Source organism: Streptomyces sp. NPDC050842 (assembly GCF_044456565.1).
GTDB lineage: Bacteria > Actinomycetota > Actinomycetes > Streptomycetales > Streptomycetaceae > Streptomyces.
Genome location: NZ_JBITGA010000004.1, coordinates 276538 through 303470 on the forward strand (window position 1 = coordinate 276538; position 26933 = coordinate 303470).

A 26933-nucleotide genomic window follows, 5' to 3' on the forward strand; every position below is an offset into this window, starting at 1 on the left:
TCGCTCACAGTTTCGGCGCAATCTCTTCGGTCCAGATCCGGGTGCGCTCCTCCTGCGGCATGTGGCAGGCCGAGAAGTGGCGGTCGCCGGCCGGCGTCAGCTCGGGCCGCTGGGTGCGCGTGATGCCGCCCTTGGGGACGTCCGCGTACGGACAGCGGGGGTTGAAGGCGCAGCCGCTCGGGATGTTGATGAGGCTGGGCGGGTTGCCCTTGACCGGGATGAGCCGCTCGGTCTGCTCGCGGTCGATCCTCGGCATCGAGCCGAGCAGACCCCAGGTGTAGGGGTGCTGCGGCTCGTAGAAGACGGATTCGGCCGGTCCGCGCTCGACACAGCGCCCGCCGTACATCACGAGGATGTCGTCGGCGAGCTCGGCGACGACGCCGAGGTCGTGGGTGATGATGACGACCGCCGAGCCGAACTCCTTCTGGAGGTCCCGCATCAGGTCGAGGATCTGCGCCTGCACGGTCACGTCGAGCGCGGTGGTCGGCTCGTCCGCGATGAGCAGTTCGGGGTTGTTGACGAGCGCCATGGCGATCATCGCGCGCTGGCGCATGCCGCCGGAGAACTCGTGCGGGTAGTTCTCGAACCGCTTGGCGGGCTCGGGGATGCCGACCCGGTCGAGGAGTTCGACGGCCCGCCGGCGCGCCGTCTTCTTGTCCACGTTGTGGTGGACGCGGTACGCCTCCACGATCTGGTGGCCGATCGTGTAGTACGGGTGCATCGCGGACAGCGGATCCTGGAAGATCATCGCCATCTCGCGGCCGCGCATCTTGCGGACCTCGTCGGGGTCCGCGGAGAGCAGCTCGCGGCCGTTGAGCCAGATCTCGCCGGAGATCCTCGCCTTCTGGCGGCCGTACTGGCCGACCGTGTGCAGGCCCATGATGCCGAGCGACGTGACCGACTTGCCGGAGCCGGACTCGCCCACGATGCCGAGGGTCTTGCCCTTCTCCAGCTGGAAGCTGAGGCCGTCGACCGACTTGACCAGACCGTCGTCGGTCGGGAAGTGGATCTTCAGGTCGCGTACGTCGAGGAAGGCGTCCGACGGGGCGTCCTTCGAGCGGGCGACGGGCTCTCCGAGCGCCGCGCCCGTCTTCGTCAGCTTGTCGGTCATGCGAGCCTCACTCGGGGGTCGATCACCGCGTACAGAAGGTCCACGACGAGGTTGGCGACGACCACGCAGGCGGCGGTGATGAGGGTGACGGCCAGGATCAGCGGCAGGTCACGCTCGCTCACGCCCTTGATGGCCAGGCCGCCGAGGCCGTGCAGGCTGAACGCGGTCTCCGTCAGGATCGCGCCGCCGACGAGGGCGCCGAGGTCCATGCCGAAGATGGTCAGGATGGGGGTCATGGTGGAGCGCATCGCGTGCTTGCCGAGCACGACCGGCTCCGGCAGACCCTTGGCCCGCGCCGTACGGATGTAGTCCTCGCCGAGGACCTCCAGCATGGTGGCGCGGGTGAGCCGCGCGTACATCGCCGCGTACAGGAAGGCGAGGGTCACCCAGGGCAGGAGCAGGCCGCCGAACCAGCCGGTGAAGGACTCGGTGATCGGCGTGTACGTGGCGTCGACCCACTGGAGCTGGGTGCGGAAGACGAGCATCGCCAGCATGGCGGTGAAGAAGATGGGGAGCGAGACGCCCGCGAGCGCGGTGATCATCGCCGCGCGGTCGATGATCGTGCCGCGCTTGAGCGCGGAGATCACACCCGTGGACACGCCCAGGACCAGCCACAGCACCGCGGCGCCGAGGACCATGGAGAGGGTCACGGGGAAGGCGTCGACGATCATCGTCCACACCTCCTGCTCGGTGCGGAACGAGTAGCCGAAACAGGGCATCGCGCAGTGGATGGTTTCGCCACCGCCCGTGTAGTCCCGGCCGACGAAGATGCCGGAGACGAAGTGCCAGAACTGAACCAGGATCGGCTCGTCCAGGCCCAGCTTCTGACGGATGCCCTCAATGGAAGCCGGATCCGCCTGCTTGCCGACGAACATCGCGGCAGGGTCGCTGCCGGTCATCTTGGGGATGAGGAAGAAGATGCTGAGCGTCACGAGTGTGACGACGAGCAGCATCGCGACGACTGCGAAGAGCCGTCGGACTATGTATGCAAGCATGCGGTCGGCCGGTCGGCGGCAGGGGAACCCGATCGGATTCCCCTGCCGCCGCCCTCGGCCATCACCTGCCCTTCGGACCTGGCGGCGGGTGGTGCGCCGTGAAGCGGGTCGGATTACTTGACGACGCCGAGCGACGCGTAGTCGTAGCGGCCGTTGTAGGCGTCCGCCGTGTAGACGTTGGTCAGCCGGGAGCTGCGCCAGATGATGTTCTTCTCGTGGGTGAAGGGCAGGTAGACCGCGGCCTCCGAGACCTTCGTGTTGATCTGCTTGTAGAGCTCGCCGGCCTTGTCGGGGTCGGTCTCCTTCAGCGCCTGGTCGAACAGGCCGTTGATGGCCTTGTCGTTCAGCTCGGAGAAGTTGTTGTTACCGCTCTGGAGGATGAAGCGGCCGTCGACCAGCGGCTGGAGGAAGCCCTGCCCGGTCGGGAAGTCGGCACCCCAGCCCATGATGATGATGCCGTAGCCCTTGTCCTTGACGACCTTCGGCGAACCGATGATGCCGGACGTCTGGGCGCCGTCGAACAGGTCGATCTGGGCGTCGATGCCGACGGCCTTCAGCGAGTTCTGGAGGGACTCGGCGGTCGCGATCTCGACCTTCTTGTTGTTGCGGACCGCGATCGTGGTCTTGAAGCCGTCCGGCTTACCGCACTTCTTGAGCGCTTCCTTCGCCTTGGCGAGGTCCGGCGCGCCGCCGAGCTTGCCGTACGGGTCGGCCTTCGCGTCGGCTCCCTTGAGCGCCGGCGGCAGCATGTTGCTGGCGATGTCGCCACCACCCTGCGGGCCACCACGGGCGGTCTGGAGGGACTTGGAGTCGGCCGCGTAGATGATGGCCTTGCGGCACTCGATGTTGGGGATCACCGTCTGCGGGAAGACCGCGTAGCGGATGAAGCCCGTCTGCGGGTTGTCGACGTTGCCCTTGTGCTGCTGGAGCACCTTCTGGCGCGCGGCTGCGCCGACACCCGTCGCGTTGATGTCGAGGTCGTACTCGCCCTCCACCAGACGGTTGTCCATGTCGTCGGCGTTCGTGGTGAACGTGACGCTGACGCTGTCCGGCAGCGCCTTGCGGACGGTGTCGGTCTTCGCGTCCCACTTGTCGTTGCGGACGAGCTTGATCGACTTGTTCGGCGTGTACGACTGCCACTTGTACGGGCCGGACGAGAAGGGCTTCAGCTGGTACTTGGCCTTGGTGTCCTTGTCCTGGCGGACCGGGGACGCGGCGGGCATGGCCAGCATCTGCAGGAAGTCACCGTTGGCGACCGGCAGCTTGAAGATGATGGTCTTGTCGTCCGGGGTCTCGATCGCCTTCAGGCCGAGCTTGTCCGCGGAGGTGTCCTTGTACGGGCCCTTGTACTCGCCCTTGGGGTCCAGGACCTGCTGGAGGTAGATCGGGCCGCCGGAGATGACGTCCTGGGCCCAGATGCGCTCGATGCCGTACTTGATGTCCTTGGAGGTGATCGGCTTGCCGTCCTCCCAGGCGACCCCGTCCTTCAGCGTGAAGGTGTAGGTCAGGCCGTCGGCCGAGACCTTGCCGGTGTCGGTGGCGAGGTCCGAGACGAGCTCGGTGGAGGCGGCGCCCGGCTCGGCCTTGAAGGTGACCAGCTGGCGGGTGTAGTAGCGGGCGAAGTCCCACACGAAGCCGTAGTAGCCGCGCTGCGGGTCCCACGAGTCGGCCTCCTGCGAGCCGATGAACTTCAGCTCGCCACCCTTCTTGTCCGAGGGGTTGGCGACCTTGTTCACGGCGGCGTTGAAGCCGGCCGTGCCCGTCTTGCCGTCCTTGCCCTCGGTCTTGCCACCGTCACCGCCGCCGCACGCGGTGGTGACGACCATCGTGGCCGCTGCCAGCAGCGCGCCCGCGGCGATTCTGCGCCTCTGAGAGCTCATCAGAGTCATGGGTCTCGCAACCTCCGGAGTAGTGGCGGCCGTCATGTCGGTCCGCCGTTGGGGGATGAGCCTCCTGTCGCCAGCGGCAGGGGCGGGGCTTGTGTCGTCTTGGGTCCGTCGACGAGCGGTCAGCGGGAGCCCTTCGGGTCGAGCGCGTCACGCACGCCGTCGCCGAAGAGGTTGAACGCCAGGACGGTGATGAAGATCGCGAGGCCCGGGATCACCATGAAGACGGGGTCCGCCTCGTACGTGGTGATGGCCGTCGACAGCATCTGCCCCCAGGAAGCGGTGGGAGGCTTCACACCCGCGCCGAGGAAGCTGAGCGCCGCTTCGGTGAGGATGTTGGTGGGGATCATGAGGGTCGCGTAGACCATGATCGGGGCGATCAGGTTGGGGAGCAGCTCGCGGCGCAGGATGTAGAGGCGGCCGGCGCCCAGGCTCTGGGCGGCCTCGACGTACTCGCGGTTGCGCAGCGAGAGGGTCTGGCCGCGGACGATGCGGCCCACGTACGGCCAGCCGAAGAAGCCGATGACGAGCACCAGGGCGGCGATGCGCACGCCGGAGCCGTCGAGGCCGAGGAGCTCGTTGGGCAGCACCGAGACCAGGGCGATCGTGAAGAGCAGCTGCGGGAAGGCGAGCATGACGTCCATGACCCGGCTGAGGACCGCGTCGATCCAGCCGCCGAAGTAGCCCGCGACGATGCCGAGGACCGTGCCGAGGACAACGGCGAAGACCGCCGCGAGGAAGGCGACGAGCAGCGAGATCCGGGCGCCGTAGACGATCCGGCTGAAGACGTCGCGGCCGTTGACCGGCTCGACGCCCAGGAGGAAGTCGGAGCTGATGCCGCCCCAGGACCCGATCGGCGTGCCGAAGAGCGGGTCGATCTGGTCCTCGTGGAAATCGTTCGGCGGGTGGCCGAGGAGACCGACGATGACCGGGGCGAAGATCGCGACCAGGATGAGGAAGACGACGACGAAGGCGCCCGCGAGGGCGAGTTTGTCGCGCTTCAGGCGCGTCCAGGCGATCTGCCAGGGCGAGCGGCCCTGGATCGCCTTGGCGGAGGCGTCGGAGCTGCCGGAGTTGTCCGGAGTGCCGGGAGCGTCGGGCGCGCCGACGACGGTGGCGGTCGACTCGCCCGCACTCGTCTCGTGCAGTGGTGCCGTCATCGTGGTGAGGACCCCTCTCGGCCGCCGGTAGCCGGCCCTTGCCCTGCCGCGGGTAGCGGCTCGGTGGAACAACCTGCAGGGCTTCGATTCGAAGGGAGCCGAACGCCCGGTGTTCCGGGGAGTCTTCAATGCGCTTGTGATCACCCGCCAGCCCTGACGGGGAATGTTTGCTCAAACGTGATGCGGTGCTGCGACTTCCGTTATCCGGACGTCGCGATCACCTGAGCGGACCATCTCGGGTCCTCTTCACCGTAATCGGACATGTCACACAACTGGGCGTTCGAGGTGCGGTATTGGGGCGAACAACGGCCTCCGGAGAGGACTCCGGAGGCCGGTGGGGTGCGAGGGGAGAAGAGTGACGTCTCAGTATCCGGACGGGGCAGGCGGCGGGTAGCCGTATCCCGGCACGGCGGCGGATCCGCGTCCGGCGTGCGCCTCACGGTCGTAGAAGGGCCGCGCGTGGGCACTCAGCCAGAGGGCCACCGGGTCGTACGCGTCGGAGAGAGCGACCGTCGAGACGGGCAGCCCGTCGGGCACGGCGGAGATCGACTGGCGCATCATCGCGCGGACGGAGTCGACGGCGGCCGCGGAGGTGTCGTACAGATCCAGCCCGACGGCGAGGTACGGGGAGCCGAGCGCGGGCTGCACCCAGCCGCGGCGCAGCGACCGGACGGCCGGCGTGCGGTGCGCGTTCTGGGTGAGCAGGGCGTAGAACTGCGGGATCTCCAGGGCGGGTTCGCTGACGCGCAGCGGCCCGGCGGGCATCCGGTCGAGGCCGGTGGCGATACGGCGCAGGTCGGCCCACGGGATGCCGACACCGCCGCCGGGGGCGTGCGGATTCAGCCAGATGCCCCAGCGGTCGGGGTAGAGGGCGCGGGCCATCTCGCGGCCGGTGACGAGCTCGTGCGCGCGGTTCCAGCCGGAGGCGGCGAGCTCCTGCGCGGAGGTCACGCAGGGCGCGTAGCCGAAGCCGTCGACCTCCATGTTCCCGTACTGGGCGTCGGACGAGCCGGCCGAGCCCTGCCAGAGCAGCATCCAGACCTCGCCGTCGGCCAGGGCGTGCAGCAGCCGCTCGTACGCGTCGTAGCGTCCGGGTGCCACCTGGCGCAGCATGTGCTCGACCTGACCGGTCGCAGCGGTGCCTGACGCGCTCACCCTGGGTCCCGCCCCTCTTCCGTTCACCACGTCCGCCCGGACGTCGTCTGTCCGGCTACCGATTCAGTTCAGCTTAAACAGGGTGCCGCTCACCCGGCGGCGCGCTGGTAGAAGGGGCGTACCCGCTCCAGCATCCAGTCGCCGACCGGGTCCTGCGCCATGTCGAGCAGGATGAGGTTGACCGGCCAGGCGACCTCGACGCGGCCGAGGGCGCGGCCGAGGGCGTCCAGGGGGGCGTTGCGGTCGACGCCGTCCCAGGCGGCGAGCTGGACGCCGATGAAGAGGGCGGGTTCGGTGCCCTCGACGCTCGCGAGGGCGCGGCGGGCGGTGGCGACGACGCCCGTGGCCTCGAACTCGGCGGAGGCGGCGGCGAGGAAGTCGACGGGGTCGTCCTGCCAGTCGGGCTCGAAGAGCCGGACGCGGCCGCCGGTGGCCGGGCCGTCGAGCGGGGTGCGGCCGGTCCGGCAGAGCTCCGCGACGGCGGGCGGGGGCAGCGGGACGCCGACGGTGCCGCCGGGGTTCACGGCGATGCCCAGCTGCGGGGGCAGGCCGCGGGCGAAGTCGCGGGCGGGGGCGACGGTGTAGGACATGTGCGTGCCGACACAGGCGACGAACTGCTGCTCGGAGCTGAAGACGGGGACGAAGGCCGCGCCGTCGATCTCCATCGTGGCGAGATCCAGATCGGGGCTGTCGGGGCCGCCGCCGTTGGGCAGCGGGATCCAGACCGGGCTGCGGCCCAGCACCTCGACCAGTCGGCCCCCTGCGCCGGGGTTGCCGAGCGAGGCGACCAGCACCTCTTCGAGCTCATTGCCCGGCCACGTCACGTCCACGGTCCCTCTTCCCCTGTTCTCGCGCGGGCGCACCCTCCCGCGCCGCCCCGCAGCACCCTAACGCCGCCCTGGCGCCGCCGTGGCCAAAAGCAGGGGGTACGAGCAAGAGGGACGGCCCTCGGGCCGCGTCGGGGGCACCCTCAGGCCGCGTCGCGGAAGCCGATCCTCCGCAGGGTGTCCGCGGCGTCCCGGTCGAGGAGCGTCGCGGACGCGCAGCCGTGCGGCAGGGCGCCGGACTCGGCGGCCCTCAGGAGTCGGCCGACGGCCCGCCGGTGCCGGGCGAAGGCGTACGCGGAGACACCGCGGCCCCGGGCGCGCTGGCCGTCGCGCGCGATGTCCGGGCCGACGTCGAGCAGCACCAGGTGCAGGGCGCCGCCGCGGCGCCGCGCCTCACGGGCGAGCCAGCCGCGCACCCAGGACTGGGTGCCGCAGTCGTGCACGACGACGCTCGCGCCGGAGCGCAGGGCGCGGCGCAGTCCGGCGTAGTGCGCGAGCCGGACCAGGGGGCGGTAGACCGCGTACGGCAGGAGGCGCGGCATGCGGGCCTCCCAGCGCTCGCGGACGTCCTGGGAGTCGATGCCCCGGCCGTCGGCGGCGCGCCTCATGAGGGTGGACTTGCCGCTGCCGGGCAGCCCGGAGACGACGACGAGGTCGCCGGCGGCGAAGGTGAGGGCGCGGGGGCCCCGGCCGCCGCGCTCGCGCAGGTCCCGCAGGATCCGGCCTCGGCGGCCGGTTCTGGCCCTGGTCCGGGCCCGGGCACGCTGGGACGGTATGCCGGTACTGGTCCCGTATGCGCCGGTGTGCTGGATCCTCATCGTTGCTCCCCCTGCCGGGCCTCAGGAGACCCTTGCCCACAAAGTGTAAAGAAGCGGTAATGAGATACAAGTGATGTGCCACGCGGAGCACGCGTGCAATGATGTGCGCGCCAGGCGCGCTCAGTCGCCATACAACCTCATACCGGCCGCTCGAATCCGCGCGGGAGAGTTCCGGAACGCCTCGGCGTCCGGACGCCGAAGGAGCAAGACCCTCCCTTGAATCTCTCAGGCCCCGTACCGCGTGGATGAGGCAGATCTGAAAAGCGGGACACCTCGCCGTGTCCCCACCCAAGGTGCAAGCCGACCTCTCGTGTGACGAGATGCTCTCGGTGAACCTCTCAGGTTCCATGACAGATGGGGAGGACGTCCTCGCCCGTCATGTGTTTCGTCACCGAACCGCCCTTGGGATCCGGGAGCCACCCCATGAGCACTGCCCCCCGTCTGACCGCCCTCGATGCGCTGCATCGTTCGCTGGGCGCGACCATGACCGACTTCGCGGGCTGGGACATGCCGCTGCGCTACGCCAGCGAGCGGGACGAGCACATCGCCGTCCGGACCAAGGCGGGCCTCTTCGACCTCTCCCACATGGGCGAGATCACCGTCACCGGGCCGCAGGCCGTCGAGCTCCTCGACCACGCCCTCGTCGGCAACATCTCCACGGTGGGCGTGGGCCGCGCCCGCTACACGATGATCTGCCAGGAGGACGGCGGCATCCTCGACGACCTGATCGTCTACCGCCTCGGCGAGACCGAGGCCGGTTCTCCTCACTACATGGTCGTCGCGAACGCCTCGAACGCGCAGATCGTCCTGGACGCGCTGACCGAGCGCGCCGCCGGGTTCGACGCCGACGTCCGCGACGACCGTGACGCGTACGCCCTGATCGCGGTCCAGGGCCCGGAGTCCCCCGGCATCCTGAAGTCGATCACCGACGCCGACCTGGACGGGCTGAAGTACTACGCCGGTCTGCCCGGCACGGTCGCGGGCGTCCCCGCGCTGATCGCCCGTACCGGCTACACCGGCGAGGACGGCTTCGAGCTGTTCCTGAAGCCCGAGCACGCCGAGGGCGTGTGGAAGGCGCTGACCGAGGCGGGTACCCCGGTCGGCCTCATCCCCTGCGGCCTGTCCTGCCGCGACACGCTCCGCCTGGAGGCGGGCATGCCGCTGTACGGCCACGAGCTGACGACCGCCCTCACCCCCTTCGACGCCGGTCTCGGCCGGGTCGTCAAGTTCGAGAAGACGACCAACGACGGCCGCTTCGTCGGCCGTGAGGCGCTCGAGAAGGCCGCCGAGCGCGCCGAGACCGCCCCGCCGCGCAAGCTCGTCGGCCTGATCGCCGAGGGCCGCCGGGTCCCGCGCGCCGGGTTCTCCGTCGTCAAGGACGGCGTGGTGATCGGCGAGGTGACCTCGGGCGCCCCGTCCCCGACGCTCGGGAAGCCGATCGCGATCGCCTACGTGGACGCGGCGCACGCCGCGCCCGGCACCGAGGGTGTAGGTGTGGACATCCGCGGCACCCACGAGCCGTACGAGGTCGTGGCGCTGCCGTTCTACAAGCGCCAGAAGTAGCGCGGCACGCGTCCTGAGTGACGCAGTCGTCTCACCCCGGGTCTCATCCCGCGAGACCCACGTTCATCAGTACTCCCCCGATCCAGGAGAATCAGGTCATGAGCAACCCCCAGCAGCTGCGCTACACCAAGGAGCACGAGTGGCTGTCGGCCGCCGAGGACGGCGTCGCGACGGTCGGCATCACGGAGTTCGCGGCCAACGCGCTCGGTGACGTCGTCTTCGCCCAGCTCCCCGAGGTCGGCTCGACCGTCGCCGCGGGCGAGACGTGTGGCGAGCTGGAGTCGACGAAGTCCGTGAGCGACCTGTACTCCCCCGTCTCGGGTGAGGTCGTCGCCGCCAACCAGGACGTGGTGGACGACCCGTCGCTGGTGAACACGGCTCCGTTCGAGGGTGGCTGGCTGTTCAAGGTACGTGTCGCGGGCGAGCCGGACGAGCTGCTCTCCGCCGACGAGTACACCGCGTTCTCCGCCGGCTGAGACCGGGCCCGAGACCCCTAGGGATCGATTCATGTCGCTTCTGAACACTCCCCTCCACGAGCTGGACCCCGACGTCGCCGCCGCCGTCGACGCCGAGCTCCTTCGTCAGCAGTCCACCCTCGAGATGATCGCCTCGGAGAACTTCGCTCCGGTCGCGGTCATGGAGGCCCAGGGCTCCGTCCTCACCAACAAGTACGCCGAGGGCTACCCGGGCCGCCGCTACTACGGCGGCTGCGAGCACGTCGACGTGGCCGAGCAGATCGCGATCGACCGGGTCAAGGACCTGTTCGGCGCCGAGTACGCCAACGTCCAGCCGCACTCCGGCGCCTCCGCGAACCAGGCCGCCCTCTTCGCGATCGCCCAGCCCGGCGACACGATCCTGGGTCTGGACCTGGCGCACGGCGGCCACCTCACCCACGGCATGCGCCTGAACTTCTCCGGCAAGCAGTTCAACGTGGTCGCGTACCACGTGGACGAGGCCGGTCTGGTCGACATGGCCGAGGTCGAGCGCCTCGCCAAGGAGCACCGCCCGAAGGTCATCATCGCGGGCTGGTCCGCCTACCCGCGTCAGCTGGACTTCGCGGAGTTCCGCCGGATCGCCGACGAGGTCGAGGCGTTCCTGTGGGTGGACATGGCCCACTTCGCGGGCCTGGTCGCGGCCGGTCTGCACCCGAACCCGGTCCCGTACGCGGACGTGGTGACCTCCACCACGCACAAGACGCTCGGCGGCCCCCGCGGCGGCATCATCCTCGCGAAGAAGGCGTTCGCGAAGAAGCTGAACTCCTCGGTCTTCCCCGGTTTCCAGGGCGGCCCGCTGGAGCACGTGATCGCGGCCAAGGCCGTCTCCTTCAAGGTCGCGGCCTCGGAGGACTTCAAGGAGCGCCAGCAGCGCACCCTGGACGGCGCCCGCATCCTCGCCGAGCGCCTGGTCCAGGACGACGTCACCGCGCACGGTGTCTCGGTCCTGTCCGGCGGTACGGACGTGCACCTGGTCCTCGTCGACCTGCGGAACTCCGAGCTCGACGGCCAGCAGGCCGAGGACCGTCTCCACGAGGTCGGCATCACGGTCAACCGGAACGCCGTTCCGAACGACCCGCGGCCGCCGATGGTCACCTCGGGTCTGCGCATCGGCACGCCGGCGCTCGCGACCCGCGGCTTCGGGACCGAGGACTTCACCGAGGTCGCCGACATCATCGCGGAGACCCTGAAGCCGGGCTTCGACGGCGAGAAGGCCGAGGCCCTCAAGGCCCGGGTGACCGCGCTGGCCGACAAGCACCCGCTGTACCCCGGCCTGAAGTAATTTCGTACCCTTTTGTTCGTACGAAGGTTTGGGGCATCGCGCACACTGAAGGGTGAGCGCGGTGCCCCACCCCGTGTCGTGCCCCGTTTCGATCTTCCTGCTCCGTTCTGCACCACCCCGGCAGACAACGGCGTCTAGCCCCCACAAGGAGTCCCTCCGTGGCCATCTCGGTCTTCGACCTGTTCTCGATCGGCATCGGCCCGTCGAGCTCCCACACGGTGGGCCCGATGCGCGCGGCCCGGATGTTCGCCCGCCGGCTCAAGAACGAGGGCCTGCTCGCCCACACGGCGGCCATACGGGCGGAGCTGTACGGCTCGCTGGGCGCGACCGGCCACGGCCACGGCACCCCCAAGGCGGTGCTCCTCGGCCTGGAGGGCAGCTCGCCCCGCACGGTGAACGTCGAGACCGCGGACGACGAGGTCGAGCGGATCAAGTCGAGCGGCCGGATCAACCTCCTCGGCGCGCACGAGATCCCCTTCGACTTCGACGCCGACCTGATCCTGCACCGCCGCAAGGCGCTCCCGTACCACGCCAACGGGATGACGATCTTCGCGTACGACGCCGAGGGCGCGCTCGTCCTGGAGAAGACGTACTACTCGGTCGGCGGCGGCTTCGTCGTCGACGAGGACGCCGTCGCGGGCGAGAACCCGATCGTCCCGGACGACACCGTCCTGAAGTACCCCTTCCGCACCGGTGACGAGCTGCTGCGGCTCGCCAAGGAGACCGGCCTCTCCATCTCCTCGATGATGCTGGAGAACGAGAAGGCCTGGCGCACCGAGGAGGAGATCCGCGCGGGTCTCCTGGAGATCTGGCGGGTCATGCAGGCGTGCGTCTCGCGCGGCATGTCCCGCGAGGGCATCCTGCCCGGCGGCCTGAAGGTGCGCCGCCGCGCCGCGAACACGGCCCGCAAGCTGCGCTCCGAGGGCGACCCGGCGGCGCTCGCGATGGAGTGGATCACCCTCTACGCGATGGCCGTGAACGAGGAGAACGCGGCGGGCGGCCGGGTGGTCACCGCCCCGACGAACGGCGCGGCCGGCATCATCCCCGCGGTCCTGCACTACTACATGAACTTCGTGCCCGGCGCGGATGAGGACGGCATCGTCCGCTTCATGCTGGCGGCCGGCGCGGTCGGCATGCTCTTCAAGGAGAACGCCTCCATCTCCGGCGCCGAGGTCGGCTGCCAGGGCGAGGTCGGCTCGGCCTGCTCGATGGCGGCCGGCGCGCTCGCCGAGGTCCTCGGCGGCACCCCCGAGCAGGTGGAGAACGCGGCCGAGATCGGCATGGAGCACAACCTGGGCCTGACCTGCGACCCGGTCGGCGGCCTCGTGCAGATCCCGTGCATCGAGCGGAACGGCATGGCGGCGGTCAAGGCGGTCACGGCCGCGAAGATGGCCATGCGCGGCGACGGCAGCCACCTGGTCTCCCTCGACAAGGTCATCAAGACCATGAAGGAGACGGGCGCGGACATGAGCGTCAAGTACAAGGAGACCGCGCGCGGCGGTCTCGCGGTGAACATCATCGAGTGCTGAACCGTTTCCCCACACGGCCTGGCGCCGGTGCTCCGGAAGGGGCACCTCCGCCGGGCCGTCGCTGTAGTGTCCGCGTCATGACGACGCAGACGGAGACCGCCGACGCGGAGTGTCTTGCCCTCACCCGCAGTCTGAGGCGCCGCGGCGCGATCGTCCTCGCCGTGTTCGGCCTCGTCTGGGCCTTCGCGGGAGGTTCCGGGATCGCGGCGGCTCCGGTGTCGGTCGCCGTCGGCGTGATCGCTGCCGTCGTGACCGCCGGCGCGGTCGTGATCGCCTTCCGGGGCACCAGGGGCCCGGTGAACCGCCCGGTCCGGCTGCCGGAGAAGTGGAACCGCGGGATCGGCCTGGTCAACGCCGCCGAGCTCGTGGCGATCTTCGCGGTGATCGCCGCGTCGAACGCCTCGGGCCACCCGGAGTTCATCCCGGTCGGAATCGGCCTCGTCGTCGGACTGCACTTCTTCCCCCTGGCGCGCCTCTTCGACCAGCGGCAGTACACGGGGACGGCGGTCGCCCTGACGGCGGTCGCCCTGGTGGGTCTCGCCGTCCTCGCGGCCGGCGCCTCGGCGGAGACGATCCGCGCGGTGGTGGGCCTGGGCGCGGCGGTCGTGCTGTGGGCCTCGTCCTTCCACGTGGCCCTGAAGGGCTGAGCGGCTTTCTCGGGCTCAGGGCGCGATCCAGTGCGGGTCGGGCACGACCGTGAGGAGTGCCGAGACGACGACGATCACCCCCAGCGCGGCCACTTCGATCCGCGCCGGGGCCTCGGCGTCGCCGCCGGAGAGCATCCGGCTCCTGGCCGCCAGGGCCAGCAGGCTCACCCCGCCGAACAGGCACAGCTTGACCAGCAGGATCCGGCCGTAGGCCGTGGTCAGGACGGCGTCCGGCGGCAGCCTGCGCAGGGTGGAGGCCGTGCCGGTGACGACGAGGGCCGCGTAGACGCAGGCGGCCATCCGGGCGTAGCGGACGAGGACCTCGCGGCCGCCGCGCCGCAGCCGCATGGTGCGCAGCACGTACAGGACCGCCGCCGGACGGCTCGGGGTGCCGAAGGGTCCGGGAAGCGTCACCGGACGATCGTCACCGAGCCCCGGACGGGCGGCAACTCAGCGTTGCGCCGCCCGCCCGGGCGGGCGGATCAGGCCTTGCTGTAGTGGGCCCAGAACTCGTCCCAGGACAGGACGCCGTCGCCGTTGCTGTCACGCTGCTTGATGAGCACCTCGGCGACCGTCTCGGTGACGTTGAAGTCGCCGAACCGCGCCATGAGGCTCTTGTACTCCGCGGCGGTGATGAAGCCGTCCCCGTCCGCGTCGAACTTGTTGAATGCCGTGCGTGCCGACTCGATGTCCGCCACTGCTTCCGCCCCTTCTCGGTGCTTATCTGACGGTGGTCAGATTAGCGGGCCCGCCGCTGCCGGATGAGGGCGGTACGACGGCGGGGACGCCTAGCGGAAGATGCCCGTGTGGCCGAGGGAGTAGCGGCCGGGCTGGGGGTAGACCGCGAGGCCGTGGGGGCCGCCGCCCACGGGGATGCGGGCGAGCTGCTTGCCGCTCGTGGTGTCGATCGCGTAGACCTCGGCGTCGTAGCGGCCCGACAGCCACAGCACCTTGCCGTCGGCGGAGACGCCGCCCATGTCGGGGGAGCCGCCGTCCGGGAGCCACCACTTCTTGGTGAGCTTGTTCTTGCCGAAGTCGAAGACGGAGACCGAGCCCTCGCCGCGGTTGGGGACGTACATCTCGCGCGAGTCCCGGCTGACGTAGAGGCCGTGGGCGCCCTTGCCGGTGGGCAGCAGGGTCGGGGTGGTGAACTTCGCGCCGTCGAGGACCCACATGCCGTGGGCCATCATGTCGGCGACGTAGAAGGTCTTCCCGTCCGGGGAGATCTTGACGTCCTGGGGCATGGCGCCCTCGAAGGGCAGTTTCTGCTGGCCGATCACCTCCATCTTCTCGGTGTCGACCTTGAGGAGTTCGCCGGAGAACTCGCAGGAGACGACGAAGTACCGTCCGTCGGCGGAGAAGTCGGCGTGGTTGACGCCGTAGCAGCTCACCGGGACGGTCTTCTTCCGTTCCATGGTGTGCGGGTCGCGGAAGACGAGTTCGCGGTCGAGCGAGGCCATCACGATGGCGTACTTGCCGTTGGGCGTGAAGTAGAGGTTGTACGGGTCGTGGACCTCGACGGGCTTGCCCGCGACGCCGGTGGCGGGGTCGATGGGGGTGAGGGTGTGGCCCCGGTTGTTGTTGACCCAGAGGGTCTTCATGTCCCAGGAGGGCACGACGTGCTGGGGCTGGATGCCGACCGGGATCGTCTCGACGACCCGGTAGGTCGCGGGGTCGATGACCGAGACGGTGTTGGAGTTGGTGTTGGGGACGTAGACCCGGGAGGGGAAGTCCTTGACCACCGGGGAGAGCTTGTTCGGCCGGTCGGCGGCGTAGACGTCGTTCGGGTCGAGGGGCGGCGGCATGCCGGGGAGTCCGGCGGGCGCCGCGGCCTGCTCGGGTACGGCGGGGGCGGCGGCCTTCTTGACCCCGGCGGCGCCCTGCTCGGGCGGGTTCGCGCCGCCGCAGCCCGCGAGGGTGACGAGCAGGGCGGCGGCGAGGAGGGCTCCGCTTCGCCCGGTGAGGTGTGCCATCAGGTCAGCAGCTCCGTGGTGGTGACCGCGCGCAGTCCGCGGCGGTCGAGGTCGGTGAGGAGGAGGGGCAGCGCGGCGGCGGTGTCCGGGTAGCCGAAGTGCAGGCTGACGACGGATCCGGGCCGGACGGGGCCGGTGACGTTGCGGACGATCGCAGCGGCGCCGGGTGAGGTGAAGTCGAGGGAGTCGACGTCGTACGAGAGGGTGTGCGGGTATCCGGCGCGGTGGGCGGCGCGCAGGACGGCGGGGGCGGCCTGCCGGGTCCTGGAGGGCCGGAACCAGGTGCCGACGGAGCCGGTGAGGCGGCGCAGGCGGGTGGCGCAGGCCTCGATCTCCGCGTGGGCCTCGGCCTCGGTCATGGCGTTGATGTCGGTGTGGTGCTGGGTGTGGTTGCCGAGGTCGTGTCCGCCGTCGAGGATGCGGCGGGCCATGCCGGGGTGTTCGTCGAGCCAGCTGCCGACGGCGAGGACGGTGACGCGGGCGCCGGCCTGCTCCGCCTGGCCGAGGAGGGTGCGGGCGAGGGCGGGGTCGCCCTGGCCGTGGAAGGTGAGGGCGACCCGGGGCCGGTCGCGGGGGCCGTGGTCGATCTCGGCGGGCAGGCCGGGGAAGCGGCGCGGGGCGGGGGCGACGGCCGGGGCGGCGGCGGGTGCGGTTCCGGGCACGGCTCCGGGCGTGGCTCCGGGGCGGCGGGAGGCGGGGTCGGGGCGGGGCTCCGTACCGCAGGCGGCGGCGAGGGCTCCCGCGAGGGCGGCGGTCGCGCCCGCCCGGAGGGCACCGCGGCGGTCGGTCGGCTTCACCCGACCAGTAAAGAAGGATGTGGACCGAATCGTGATGATTAGGCCGAATCAGGACGTTTGGGGGCCGCTCCCGGCCGTCCAGTATGCGGACGACCCGGGGAAACAATCGATGAACCGCATAGCCATTCAATGTTTGCAAGGCGAGTGCCGCAGGTCACCAATGATTCATAGACGATCAATCCCCATTTGCCCGATTCTGTACCGGTAGGGACTTTTGGCGACCAGGCTGTCCGTCTGCCATAGTCGGGGACACGACCCCCATTGACCCGGGCCAGGTCGACATAGCAGCCGTGGATACACCCCCCCGTCCACGGCGCATCACACGAGAGCCCCCAGGCGCCGCACTACGGCGGACGGGGGCTTTCGTGCGTCCGGGAGGCACACCGGGAGTCGCTTCAGGCGCGGTCGGCGACCCGCATCTCGAACCAGGTCGTCTTGCCGCGCGGCGCCAGGTCCACGCCCCAGCGGTCGGAGAGCTTGTCGACGAGGAAGAGCCCCCGGCCGCTCGTGTCGAGCTCGCTCACGGGCATCAGACAGGGCAGCCCGCGCGAGGGGTCGCGGACCTCGATCCGGATCCAGCCGCGCCGCCGGTGCAGCCGCAGCGCGAAGGAGCGGGCGCCGGTGTGCCGGACGGCGTTGCCGACGAGCTCCGAGACGAGCAGCACCGCGTGCTCGGCGATCTGCGGGCCGAGCCCCCACTGCCGCAGGACCACGCCCTGGGTGAGCCGGCGGGCGACCCACGCGGACTCGGGCCGGGACGGCAGCGTCACGTCCTCCTCGGCCGGGTTGCCGTACAACTCCAGTACGCCGGCGACCTGTTCGTCGTCCACGGCCGGTGACCACCGTGCGGCGGCGGCGCTGCCGCGCTGCCACGGTTGCTCCGTACCCTCCAGGCCCGCCATGCCCCCATCATGGCCGCACGGAGCCGTCCGCGGGGGCCGTTCCGACGGAATCGGCCCCCTCGGACAGGCCCTAGGCGAACTTCGCCTTGCCCGGGCCCTCCTCGACGAAGCTGCGCATCCCGGTTTCGCGGTCCGCGGTCGCGAACAGCCCCGCGAACCAGGTGCGTTCGATGGCGAGGCCGGTGTCGATGTCGGCCTCCAGACCCTGGTCGACCGCCTCCTTCGCGGCCCGCAGCGCGACCGCCGGACCCTGCGCCAGCTTCGCGGCCCAGGCGTGCGCCTGCTCGTACACCTCGGCGGCCGGGACGACCCGGTCGACCAGGCCGAGGGTGAGGGCCTCGTCCGCCTTCACCATGCGGCCGGTGAAGATGAGGTCCTTGGCGCGGGAGGGGCCGATCAGCCGGGAGAGCCGCTGGGTGCCACCCGCGCCGGGGATCAGACCGAGCAGGATCTCCGGCTGGCCCAGCTTCGCGTTGTCGGCGGCGATCCGGTAGTCGGCGCAGAGCGCGAGCTCGCAGCCGCCCCCGAGGGCGTAGCCGGTGATCGCGGCGACGACGGGCTTGGGGATGCGGGCGATCGCCGTGAAGGAGTCCTGGAGGGCGCGCGAGCGCTTGACCATGGCCACGTGGTCCATGACCTGCATCTCCTTGATGTCCGCGCCGGCCGCGAACACCTTCTCGCCGCCGTAGAGGATCACGGCCCGCACGTCGTCGCGGTCGGTCGCCTCCTGGGCCAGCTCGCGCAGCCGGTCCTGGACGGCGATGTCGAGGGCGTTCATCGGGGGGCGGTCGAGGCGGATCGTGCCGACACCATCGGCGACTTCGAGGTTCACAGTCATGGGGGAAGGTTAGTCCGCGTTAACGCGAAGGGGCCCGGTGCTGTTGCTCACAGCACCGGGCCCCTTCGGGAGCGTCTTACGCGGTCCACTCCGACCACGGCATGTTCCAGCCGTTGAGGCCGTTCTCCGGCTGGATCTGCTTGTCCTTGGAGTTCTTCACGACGATCACGTCACCGATGATCGAACGGTCGAAGAACCAGGCCGCGGGGGTCGAGCTGTCGCCCGCGCCGCGCGTGTCCGACAGACCGACGCAGCCGTGGCTGACGTTGGACGAGCCGAAGGTGCTCTTCGGGGCCCAGTAGTTGCCGTGCACGAAGGTGCCCGAGGTGGAGAGCCGCATCGCGTGCGGGACGTCCTTGATGTCGTACTCGCCGCCGAAGCCGACCGTGGCCCCGTTCATGCGGGTCACCTTGTACTTCTCGCTGATGACCATCTGACCGTTGTACGTGGTCGTCGACGGCGCGCCCGCGGTGATCGGCAGCGTCTTGATGATCGCGCCGTCCCGCTCGATCTTCATCGTCTTGGCGCTCGCGTCGACGGTGGAGACCTGGCGGCGGCCGATGGTGAAGGTGATGGTCTTCTTCTGCTTGCCGTAGACGCCCGGGCGTCCCTCGACGCCGTCCAGGTTGAGGTCGACGGTGACCTTGGTGCCCGCGGCCCAGTACTTCTCCGGGCGGAAGTCGAGGCGGTCGTTGCCGAACCAGTGCCCCTCGATCTCCACGGCCGGCTCGGCCGTCACCTTGATGGCCTTCTCGACGGCCTCCGGGTCGGTGATGCCCCGGGTGAAGTTCACGGAGACCGGCATGCCGACGCCGACGGTCGAACCGTCCTCCGGCGTGTAGTGGCCGATGAAGGTGTTCTTCGGGACCAGGGTGGTGAAGGTGGTGTCCTTCGCCGACTCACGGCCCTCGGCGTCCTTCGCGATCGCGTGGACCTTGTACTGCGTCCCCGCCGAGAGGTGGGCGCTGGGCGCCCAGCTGGCTCCGTCCGCCGCGATCTTTCCCTCGATCGCGGCGCCCTTGGAGTCGGCGACCGTGACCGTGGTCAGCTTGCCCTGCTCCGCGGTGACCTTGAGGGCCCCGCTGGTGGCGACCGAGTCGGCGCCGTCCTTCGGAAGGATCGTCACGACCGCCTGGGAGGCGGCGTTCTCCGGCTTGCCGCTCCCCTGCGACGCCGGGTCCTGGCCGCCCTTGCCGCCGCCGGCGGTCTCGCCGCCGCCGCAGGCGGTGAGGACGATGAGCAGCGCCCCCACGGCCAGCGCCTGCAGACGGACGCCCCCGCGTCGTCGGCCGCGCCGGCCGTTCGCTCCTACCGATGCCCCCGATATCGGCTGCCCGTTCACTGTGGTCGTCTCCCCTCACGCGGCCTGGCAACGCCACGGCCCCACCCCCGTGCGCATCCACTCGCGCACACGGCGCTAGATAATCACACCGCAGGACACGAAAGATCCTCGCGAATGTCACCGTTCCGTCCCGATCGACGTGCTAAGGCGAAAGGCCGATGACCTGGTGACGAAAGGGACGCGAGAGGGGACCCGAGCGGCGACCCGAGAGGGGACCCGAGCGGCTCAGCGCAGCGCCGAACCGGCCTTCCACTGGACCCAGTCCATGTTCCATCCACCGAGCCCGTTGTCGGGAGCGACCTTCCGGTCACGCGAGTTGACGACCTCCACCACGTCGCCGATGAGCGTCCGGTCGAAGAACCAGCCCGCCGGGGAGTCCGCGCTGCCGCCCTTCTCGTCCCGCAGCCCGACGCAGCCGTGGCTGACGTTCGCCGAGCCGAACGTGCCGGGCGAGGCCCAGTAGTTGCCGTGCAGGAAGGTCCCCGACTCGGTGAGCCGCATCGCGTGCGGGACGTCCTTGATGTCGTACTCGCCGCCGAAGCCGACCGTCCGCCCGTCCATCCGCGTCACGTCGTACAGCTCCGTGACGACCATCTTCCCGTTGTACGTGGTCGTCTTCGGCGCGCCGGCGGTGATCGGCACGGTGGCCAGGACCTCGCCGTTCCTGCGGACCTCCATGGTGTGCGCGGCGGCGTCGACCAGGGAGACCTGGGAGCGGCCGACGGTGAAGCCGACCTTCTTGCGCTGGATGCCGTACACCCCGGGCGCCCCCTCGACGTCGCGGAGCGCCAGCTCGACGGTGACCTTCGTCCCGGGCCGCCAGTACGCGGCGGGGCGGAAGTCGAGCCGCTCCTTGCCGAACCAGTGGCCGACGACCTCGACCGGCGGGTCCGAGGTGATCCGGACGGCGCGCTCGACGGCGTCCCGGTTCTCGATGGGCCGGTTGAAGGAGAAGGAGACGATCATGCCGGTACCGACAGTGGAACGGTTCTCCGGCTTGAAGTAGCCGATGAACCGGCTCTCCGGCACCACGGTCGTGAAGGTGGTGTGCCGGGCCGAGCGGCGGCCGTGCGCGTCGAGCGCGACGGCGTCCACGCTGTACTTGGCGGCCAGCGCCAGCCGGGCGTCGGCCCGGGGCCGCCAGCGCAGCCCGTCCTCGGAGATCTCGCCGGCGACCCGGGTCCGCTGGGCGTCCTCGACCTGGACGACCGTCACCCGTTCGAGCCGCCCGCTGTCCACCCGTACCTCGACGGGTCCCTCGGCCGGCACCCCCCGGCTGCCGTCCTCCGGATTCACCCGGATGACGTCCCCGGGGGCCCGCGCCTTGCCCGGCAGGGAGAGGTCGATGCCCCCCTGGCCGTCCGTTCCTGTGCAGCCCACGAGGCCCGCCATCAGTCCCGCCACCGCGAGGGCGTACCTCGCCCGCTTCCATACACGATTCACGCTCGGCCCAACGACAGCCCCCCTCCAGGGGAAACGTGCGTGCGGGCCATGTTGGGAGCACGGCCGTGCGGGCAGAACAGGGAGGACGACGGGAAAGAGCGACGCGCGGGAGCGGCGGCCGGGACGCCGCCGCTCCCACGGGTGCGGGCCCCACGAGCCCCACGAGCCGCGGGAGGCCGGGACGGTGTCGAGCGCAGCCGAGCAGGAGGCGGTACAGGAGCATGCCCTTGAGCGGGCCGGGCCGGAGGGAGGTGGCAGGACACCCCCTCCGGTGTGGCCGGGGGCGCCGACGCCCCTCGGCGCCCGCTGCCGGGTCGGGCCCGGTGGGGTGACGGGCACCAACTTCGCCCTGTGGGCGGGGGGCGCGGAGGCCGTGGAGCTGTGCCTCTTCGACGGGGACGGCACGGAGCGGCGGCTGCCGCTGACCGAGCTGACCCATGAGATCTGGCACGGTTTCGTGCCCGGGATCGGCGCCGGGCAGCGGTACGGCTACCGGGTGCACGGCCGCTGGGACCCGTGGACGGGTGCCCGCTGGAACCCGGCGAAGCTGCTCCTCGACCCGTACGCGCGAGCCGTCGAAGGTGACTTCGCGCTCCCTCCCGAGGTGTACGGACACGTACGGGACTGGCCGCAGCAGCATGTCGCCGACACCGTCCGCGACGACCGGGACTCCGCCCCGTACGTCCCGAAGGGGGTCGTCGTCCACGACGACGACGACTGGTCGGACGACCGCAGGCCCAAGACGCCCTGGCAGGACTCGGTCATCTACGAGCTGCACGTGAAGGGCTTCACCCAGCGGCACCCCGGCATCCCGGAGCGGCTCCGCGGCACGTACGCGGGGCTGGCGCACCCGGCGGCGATCGAGCACCTCGTACGGCTGGGGGTGACGGCCGTGGAACTGCTCCCGGTCCACCAGTTCGCGCACGAGGACCACCTCCTGCGGCGCGGGCTGAAGAACTACTGGGGCTACAACTCCCTCGGCTACTTCGCCCCGCACGCCGCCTACTCGTCCTCCGGGACGACCGGGGAGCAGGTCGGCGAGTTCAAGCGGATGGTGCGGGCGCTGCACGCGGCCGGGATCGAGGTCATCCTCGACGTCGTCTACAACCACACGGCGGAGGCGGGCGAGCTGGGCCCCACCCTCTCCCTCAAGGGCATCGACAACCGCGGCTACTACCGGCTCCAGTCCGACGCCCGCCGGTACGCCGACTACACGGGCTGCGGCAACACGCTGCACGTCGTCCAGCCGCAGGTGCTGCGCCTCATCACCGACTCGCTCCGCTACTGGGTGACGGAGATGGGCGTGGACGGCTTCCGCTTCGACCTGGCGGCGGCCCTGGCCCGCTCGATGCACGACGTCGACATGCTGTCCCCGTTCCTCGCGGTCATCGCCCAGGACCCGGTCCTGCGCCGGGTCAAACTGATCGCCGAGCCCTGGGACGTCGGCAACGGCGGCTACCAGGTAGGGGCCTTCCCGCCGCTGTGGACCGAATGGAACGACCGCTACCGGGACGCCGTCCGGGACTTCTGGCGGGGCGCGCTGCCCGACGTGCGGGACCTCGGCTACCGGCTCTCCGGCTCCAGCGACCTGTACGCCTGGGGCGGGCGGCGGCCGTACGCCTCCGTCAACTTCGTCACCGCGCACGACGGTTTCACGCTCCGGGACCTCGTCACGTACGAGCGGAAGCACAACGAGGCCAACGGCGAGGGGAACCGGGACGGCACCCACGACAACCGCTCCTGGAACTGCGGGACGGAGGGCGAGACGGACGACCCGGAGATCCAGGCCCTACGCCTCCGCCAGCTCCGCAACCTCCTCACCACCCTCCTCCTGTCCACCGGCGTCCCGATGCTCGTCGCCGGCGACGAGATGGGCCGCACCCAGGGCGGCAACAACAACGCGTACTGCCAGGACAACGAGATCGGCTGGCTCGACTGGTCACTGCCGGAGGACCCGGGGCGCGCCCAGCTCCTCGCCCTGACCCGCCGGCTGCTCGCCCTGCGCCACCGCCACCCGGTGCTGCGCCGCCGGGCCTTCTTCTCGGGGCGGCCGCAGGCCGCGGACGGGCTGCGGGACCTGGCCTGGTTCGGCGCGGACGGCGGGGAGATGACGGAGCGGGACTGGTACGCGCCGACGGCGACGCTCGGCCTCTACCTCTCGGGCCGGGACATCCCGGGCCGGGACGAGCGCGGGGAGCAGATCACCGACGACAGCTTCCTCGCCGTCCTGCACGCGGGATCGGGTCCCCTGGAGTTCCGGCTGCCGGGACCGCCGTGGGCGGAGTCGTACGAGCTCGTCGTGGACACCACCCTGGAGGACCAGTCGGGTGCGCCGGGGACGGTGTACCGCGGCGGGGGCACGATCACGGTCGGCGCGCGCTCGACGGTGCTGCTGCGGGTGAAGGCCTGAGGAGGGCGGTCAGGTGCGGCCCAGGATTCCGCGGTCGTAGCCGGCGGCGACGGCGGCCGCGCGGTCCTTGACGCCCAGCTTGCCGTAGATGTGGGTGAGATGGGTCTTGACGGTGGCCTCGCTGATGAAGAGCTCGGCGGCGATGGCGCGATTGGCGGTGCCCTTCGCGACGAGGCCGAGGATCTCGCTCTCGCGCGCGGACAGGGTGGTGTCGGCGACGGCCGGTGTGCGGACGGCGGTGACCAGGCGGGTGGCGACGGCCGGGGAGAGGACGGTGCGGCCCTCGGCGGCGGACCGTACGGCCGCGAACAGCTCCTCGCGCGGCGCGTCCTTGAGGAGGTAGCCGGTGGCGCCCGCCTCGATCGCCGGGAGGGTGTCCGTGTCCGTGTCGTACGTGGTGAGGACGAGGACCCGTGAGCGGGCGCCGCGGCGGGTGAGCTCGGCGATGGCGTCGACGCCGTTGCCGCCGGGCATGCGCAGGTCCATGAGGACGACGTCCGGGTCGAGGCCGAGGGCGAGTGCGACGGCCTCGACGCCGTCGGAGGCCTCGCCGAGGACACGGAAGCCGGAGCCGGCCGCGGTGAACATGCCGCGCAGGCCGTCCCGTACGACGGGGTGGTCGTCGACGATCAGAAGGGTGATGTCAGTCATGGCGCGCCCAACGGTACGCGAGCGGAGATCGCCGTGCCCTCGCCCGGGGCCGCCTCCACGGTGACGGAGCCGGTGAGCCGTTCGGCGCGGGCGCGCATGCCGTCGAGGCCGAACCCGCCGCCCGCGCCGTCGTGTTCGGGCCGGGCGTGCGGGTCGAAGCCGCGGCCGTCGTCCCGTACGTCGAGGGTGATCTCGTCGCCCATGTAGGAGAGGGTGACGCCGGCCCGGGAGGCGCCGGAGTGGCGGGCGGCGTTGGAGAGGGCCTCCTGGGCGATCCGCAGGAGGGTGGCGGCGACCTCGTCGTGGAGGGGCAGTTCGGTGCCGGTGACGGTGAACCGGGTGTCGACTCCGGTGCGTTCGGCCCAGTCGGCGACGGTCTTGCGCAGGGCCTCGGACAGGGTGTCGTGCTCCAGGGCGACCGGGCTCAGGTTCCGCACGGAGCGGCGGGCCTCGCCGAGGCTGTCCCGGGCGAGGCCGGCGGCCCGCCGGAGGTGGGTGTCGGCGCGCTCGCGGTCGGGGGTGGCGGCCGCGGCCTGGAGCTGGGCGATGACGCCGGTGAGGCCCTGGGCGATGGTGTCGTGGATCTCGGCGGCGAGCCGGCGGCGCTCGTCGGCGACCCCGGCCTCCCGGGCCTGGAGGAGGAGTTGGGCCTGGAGGGTGGCGTTCTCGGCGAGGGCCCGTTCGAGGCGGGCGTTGGTGCGGCCGAGTTCGGCGATGGTGGCGGCGCGCTCGGCGGCCTTCTCCGCGTCCTTCGTGGCGAGGTGCGAGAAGCCCATGGCGAGGCAGGCGTTCAGGGCGAACAGGCCGCCGAGGGCGAGCCACTGCGTGAGCGAGGCCGGCGGCAGGCCGCCGGACTGCGAGCCGGCCATGGTGACGGCGGTGGCGAGGAGCCCGGCGTGGGCGAGACGGCGGGGCAGCAGGTGGACGGCGTCGAAGTAGCCGACGCACGCGTAGATCGCGAAGAAGGGGTTGAGCCAGGTCAACGCGAAGGCGAGGGCGGTACGGAGGACGAAATGGACGACGGAGGCGGGCCCCGGCGCCCCCGGCACGAGAACGGGTCCGCGGTCGGGCTGCTCGGGCCCCCACCCGGTGGCCGCCACCACCCGGCGGCAGCGGTGGTCCCACACCACGTGGAGGAGAAGCACCGCTGCCGTCAGGACACCGGCCGTCACCCGCTCCGTACGGTCCATGAACACGTCCGCCGACGCCGCGGCGATCGCCGCGGCGACGCCGAGCAGGCCGTACGGCCCCCAGCGGAAGAACTGGCGCCAGCGCTCCTCGACGGTGGTGGGCACCCCGCCGCCCCCTCTCATTCCCAGCGGAACCAGCGCACCGAGGCGCCGGTCAGCACGGCCGTCCACAGGGCCAGCACCCCGAGCTCCGTCCAGCCGGGCCAGCCGCCCGAAGCGGCCGCGTCGAGGGCCTGCGAGGCGGCACCGAACGGACTGAGCCCGACGATCCGCTGCAGCGTATCCGGCATGGCCTGGACCGGCACCCAGACCCCGGCCGTGAACATCGCGGGGAAGGCGACGGCCGAGCCGACGGCGTAGGCGATGCCCTGGGTCCGGGAGACCGCGCACACGGTGGCGCCGAGGGCCAGACCGCCCGCCACGGTCAGGAGCAGGGCGAGGGCGTATCCCGCGAGGTTCCCCGGCAGCGCGACGCCGAAGGCGAGCCGCCCCACCGTGATCACCAGCACCGCGGAGACCAGGGTGGCCGCGGCGTACAGCGCGATCTGGGCGGCGAGCAGCGTCGCGGGCCGGACCGGGGTGGTGGACATGCGGCGCAGGATGCCGCGTTCGCGGTAGCCGGAGAGGACCGCGGGCATGGACTGGACCGCGGCCATGATGAGGGCGAAGAGGACGGAGACGGGGACGTAGAGGTCGATGACGCGACGACCGCCGAGGTCCTCGGAGGCATCCCGGAAGGAAGGGATCAGACCGAGGATCACGACCAGCACGGTCGGTGAGGCCATCACCCAGAACAAGGCGCCGGGTTCGCGGGTGAAGAGGCGGACCTCGGTCCGCAGGACGGCCGCGGCAGGGCTGGTGGTACTCATCGGAGTTCGGCTCCCGTCAGGTCGAGATAGGCGTCGTCGAGGGTGGCGTCGGTGACCCGGAGCTGCCCGGCCGTGACGCCCCGGCGGGCGAGGAGGGAGACGAAGGCGGCGACGGTCTCCTCCGTGCCGCTGACGATCGTCCGGTGGTCCTTCGTCGCGACGGCGGCGGCCCCGGGCAGTGCCCGCAGCTCCGCCGGGTCGAGCGGGGTGTCGGCGGCGAAGGAGATCTCCTTGGCGGCGGCGGACCGCCCGATCAGCCCTTCCGGGGTGTCGAGCGCGGCGATCCGCCCTCGGTCGAGGACGGCGATCCGGTCGCAGAGGCGCTGCGCCTCCTCCATGAAGTGGGTGACGAGCAGGACGGTCACCCCGCTGTCCCTGATCGATTCGACGAGCTCCCAGGCCTCGCGGCGGGCCCGCGGGTCGAGACCCGTGGTGAGTTCGTCGAGGACGACGACCCGGGGATCGCCGATCAACGCGAGGGCGATGAAGAGCCGCTGCTTCTGCCCGCCCGAGAGCTTCCCGAACCGGGTCCGCAGATGCGGCAGCAGCCCGAGCCGCTCCGCGAGCTCCTGCCGGTCGGCGGGCCGCTCGTAGAAGGAGGCGTACAGGTCGAGCGCCTCACGGACGGTCAGCTTCGGCTGGAGTTCGCTCTCCTGGAGCTGGACGCCGAGGACCCTGGTGACCTCGTCGCGCTGCGTCGCGGGGTCGTACCCGCAGACGCGCACCCGTCCCTCGTCGGGGGTCCGCAGTCCCCCGACGCACTCCACGGTGGTGGTCTTGCCGGCGCCGTTGGGCCCGAGGATCCCGAAGATCTCGCCCTCGCCGACCTCGAAGGAGACCCCGTCGACGACCTTCCGGTCGCCGTACGCCTTGTGCAGTCCCTGCACCTCGATCGCTGTCATGGCCTCAGCCTGGCGATCCGGCCGGGCCGCCGGTATCGGCCATCGCGCTCGAAGCCGCATCAACCGATCGGTTGACGGCCGGTACGACCCCCGGGGCCGTCGGGCCCGGCTCGAAAACCGGATGAGACGCGTCAGTGGTGAACCGTATG

Annotated in this window: 24 protein-coding genes, 1 pseudogene and 1 riboswitch; of the genes and pseudogenes, 6 read left to right on the forward strand and 19 right to left on the reverse strand. The window is 71.0% G+C overall.

Annotated features, from left to right (window positions below; genetic code table 11):
* Positions 1-4 precede the first annotated feature (4 nt).
* The 7 genes from ACIBG6_RS14350 to ACIBG6_RS14380 all read right to left on the reverse strand — a co-directional run bounded on the left by ACIBG6_RS14350 (position 5) and on the right by ACIBG6_RS14380 (position 7952).
* Positions 5-1111: an ABC transporter ATP-binding protein gene (locus ACIBG6_RS14350; RefSeq protein WP_399222902.1), complete on the reverse strand. Its 1107-nt coding sequence runs from the start codon at positions 1109-1111 to the stop codon at positions 5-7.
* Positions 1108-2106, reverse strand: coding sequence for an ABC transporter permease (locus ACIBG6_RS14355; RefSeq protein ID WP_399222903.1), 999 nt, complete (start codon positions 2104-2106; stop codon positions 1108-1110). The genes ACIBG6_RS14350 and ACIBG6_RS14355 overlap by 4 nt, the downstream gene beginning before the upstream one ends.
* Before the next feature lie 113 nt (positions 2107-2219).
* Positions 2220-3995 (reverse strand): ABC transporter substrate-binding protein, encoded by a 1776-nt coding sequence (locus tag ACIBG6_RS14360; RefSeq protein ID WP_399222904.1) that lies wholly within the window; start codon positions 3993-3995, stop codon positions 2220-2222.
* A 119-nt stretch (positions 3996-4114) separates the two neighbouring features.
* Positions 4115-5152, reverse strand: coding sequence for an ABC transporter permease (locus ACIBG6_RS14365; protein ID WP_399222905.1), 1038 nt, complete (start codon positions 5150-5152; stop codon positions 4115-4117).
* 363 nt (positions 5153-5515) lie between these two features.
* A complete protein-coding gene (locus tag ACIBG6_RS14370; RefSeq protein WP_399222906.1) occupies positions 5516-6307 on the reverse strand; it encodes an enhanced serine sensitivity protein SseB C-terminal domain-containing protein in 792 nt (263 codons plus the stop codon).
* A gap of 89 nt (positions 6308-6396) precedes the next feature.
* Positions 6397-7137 carry an enhanced serine sensitivity protein SseB gene (locus tag ACIBG6_RS14375; RefSeq protein WP_399222907.1) on the reverse strand — a complete coding sequence of 247 codons (741 nt, stop codon included), beginning with the start codon at positions 7135-7137 and terminating at the stop codon, positions 6397-6399.
* A 140-nt stretch (positions 7138-7277) separates the two neighbouring features.
* The gene (locus tag ACIBG6_RS14380) at positions 7278-7952 is read right to left on the reverse strand and encodes an AAA family ATPase (RefSeq protein WP_399222908.1); all 675 of its coding nucleotides are present in this window, start codon (positions 7950-7952) and stop codon (positions 7278-7280) included.
* 151 nt (positions 7953-8103) lie between these two features.
* Positions 8104-8202, forward strand: a riboswitch (glycine riboswitch).
* A gap of 173 nt (positions 8203-8375) precedes the next feature.
* Between ACIBG6_RS14380 and gcvT the strand changes: the two genes are divergently transcribed.
* From gcvT to ACIBG6_RS14405, 5 genes are all read left to right on the forward strand, one after another.
* Entirely contained in the window at positions 8376-9515 is a 1140-nt protein-coding gene (gene gcvT, locus ACIBG6_RS14385; protein WP_399222909.1) for a glycine cleavage system aminomethyltransferase GcvT, read from the forward strand.
* Between the two features lie 98 nt (positions 9516-9613).
* The gene (gene gcvH, locus ACIBG6_RS14390; RefSeq protein WP_399222910.1) at positions 9614-9991 is read left to right on the forward strand and encodes a glycine cleavage system protein GcvH; all 378 of its coding nucleotides are present in this window, start codon (positions 9614-9616) and stop codon (positions 9989-9991) included.
* Between the two features lie 31 nt (positions 9992-10022).
* Positions 10023-11291 carry a serine hydroxymethyltransferase gene (gene glyA / locus ACIBG6_RS14395; RefSeq protein ID WP_329621061.1) on the forward strand — a complete coding sequence of 423 codons (1269 nt, stop codon included), beginning with the start codon at positions 10023-10025 and terminating at the stop codon, positions 11289-11291.
* A 158-nt stretch (positions 11292-11449) separates the two neighbouring features.
* On the forward strand, positions 11450-12820 hold the full coding sequence (locus tag ACIBG6_RS14400) for an L-serine ammonia-lyase (RefSeq protein WP_329621062.1): 1371 nt from the start codon (positions 11450-11452) through the stop codon (positions 12818-12820).
* Positions 12821-12897: 77 nt separating this feature from the next.
* The gene (locus ACIBG6_RS14405) at positions 12898-13467 is read left to right on the forward strand and encodes a DUF7010 family protein (RefSeq protein WP_399222911.1); all 570 of its coding nucleotides are present in this window, start codon (positions 12898-12900) and stop codon (positions 13465-13467) included.
* Between the two features lie 15 nt (positions 13468-13482).
* Here the strand turns inward: ACIBG6_RS14405 and ACIBG6_RS14410 are convergent.
* From ACIBG6_RS14410 to ACIBG6_RS14445, 8 genes and pseudogenes are all read right to left on the reverse strand, one after another.
* Positions 13483-13836, reverse strand: a pseudogene (locus ACIBG6_RS14410) (CopD family protein); the annotation flags it as partial.
* Positions 13837-13949: 113 nt separating this feature from the next.
* Entirely contained in the window at positions 13950-14165 is a 216-nt protein-coding gene (locus tag ACIBG6_RS14415; RefSeq protein WP_399222912.1) for an EF-hand domain-containing protein, read from the reverse strand.
* Between the two features lie 90 nt (positions 14166-14255).
* Positions 14256-15440 (reverse strand): YncE family protein, encoded by a 1185-nt coding sequence (locus ACIBG6_RS14420; RefSeq protein WP_399222913.1) that lies wholly within the window; start codon positions 15438-15440, stop codon positions 14256-14258.
* Positions 15440-16237, reverse strand: a complete 798-nt coding sequence (locus ACIBG6_RS14425; RefSeq protein ID WP_399222914.1) for a polysaccharide deacetylase family protein — start codon at positions 16235-16237, stop codon at positions 15440-15442. The genes ACIBG6_RS14420 and ACIBG6_RS14425 overlap by 1 nt, the downstream gene beginning before the upstream one ends.
* A 395-nt stretch (positions 16238-16632) precedes the next feature.
* Entirely contained in the window at positions 16633-17139 is a 507-nt protein-coding gene (locus ACIBG6_RS14430) for an ATP-binding protein (RefSeq protein WP_317599319.1), read from the reverse strand.
* Between the two features lie 70 nt (positions 17140-17209).
* The gene (locus ACIBG6_RS14435) at positions 17210-17977 is read right to left on the reverse strand and encodes an enoyl-CoA hydratase-related protein (protein WP_329621069.1); all 768 of its coding nucleotides are present in this window, start codon (positions 17975-17977) and stop codon (positions 17210-17212) included.
* A 76-nt stretch (positions 17978-18053) separates the two neighbouring features.
* Positions 18054-19319: an Ig-like domain-containing protein gene (locus tag ACIBG6_RS14440; RefSeq protein ID WP_399222915.1), complete on the reverse strand. Its 1266-nt coding sequence runs from the start codon at positions 19317-19319 to the stop codon at positions 18054-18056.
* Positions 19320-19544: 225 nt separating this feature from the next.
* Complete coding sequence (locus ACIBG6_RS14445) at positions 19545-20711, reverse strand: Ig-like domain-containing protein (RefSeq protein WP_399223356.1); 1167 nt, start codon at positions 20709-20711, stop codon at positions 19545-19547.
* Positions 20712-20946: 235 nt separating this feature from the next.
* Here ACIBG6_RS14445 and glgX point away from each other — a divergent pair, with 235 nt between their 5' ends.
* A complete protein-coding gene (gene glgX / locus ACIBG6_RS14450) occupies positions 20947-23172 on the forward strand; it encodes a glycogen debranching protein GlgX (RefSeq protein WP_399222916.1) in 2226 nt (741 codons plus the stop codon).
* A 9-nt stretch (positions 23173-23181) separates the two neighbouring features.
* Here the strand turns inward: glgX and ACIBG6_RS14455 are convergent, their stop codons facing one another.
* Genes ACIBG6_RS14455 through ACIBG6_RS14470 form a run of 4 tightly spaced genes read right to left on the reverse strand, consistent with a single transcriptional unit; the run spans position 23182 to position 26784 of the window.
* Positions 23182-23823, reverse strand: coding sequence for a response regulator (locus ACIBG6_RS14455; protein WP_399222917.1), 642 nt, complete (start codon positions 23821-23823; stop codon positions 23182-23184).
* Positions 23820-25136, reverse strand: coding sequence for a sensor histidine kinase (locus ACIBG6_RS14460; RefSeq protein WP_399222918.1), 1317 nt, complete (start codon positions 25134-25136; stop codon positions 23820-23822). The genes ACIBG6_RS14455 and ACIBG6_RS14460 overlap by 4 nt, the downstream gene beginning before the upstream one ends.
* A complete protein-coding gene (locus ACIBG6_RS14465; protein ID WP_399222920.1) occupies positions 25133-25882 on the reverse strand; it encodes an ABC transporter permease in 750 nt (249 codons plus the stop codon). The genes ACIBG6_RS14460 and ACIBG6_RS14465 overlap by 4 nt, the downstream gene beginning before the upstream one ends.
* Complete coding sequence (locus ACIBG6_RS14470) at positions 25879-26784, reverse strand: ABC transporter ATP-binding protein (RefSeq protein WP_399222921.1); 906 nt, start codon at positions 26782-26784, stop codon at positions 25879-25881. Before ACIBG6_RS14470 ends, ACIBG6_RS14465 begins: the two co-directional genes overlap by 4 nt.
* Positions 26785-26933: the final 149 nt, after the last annotated feature.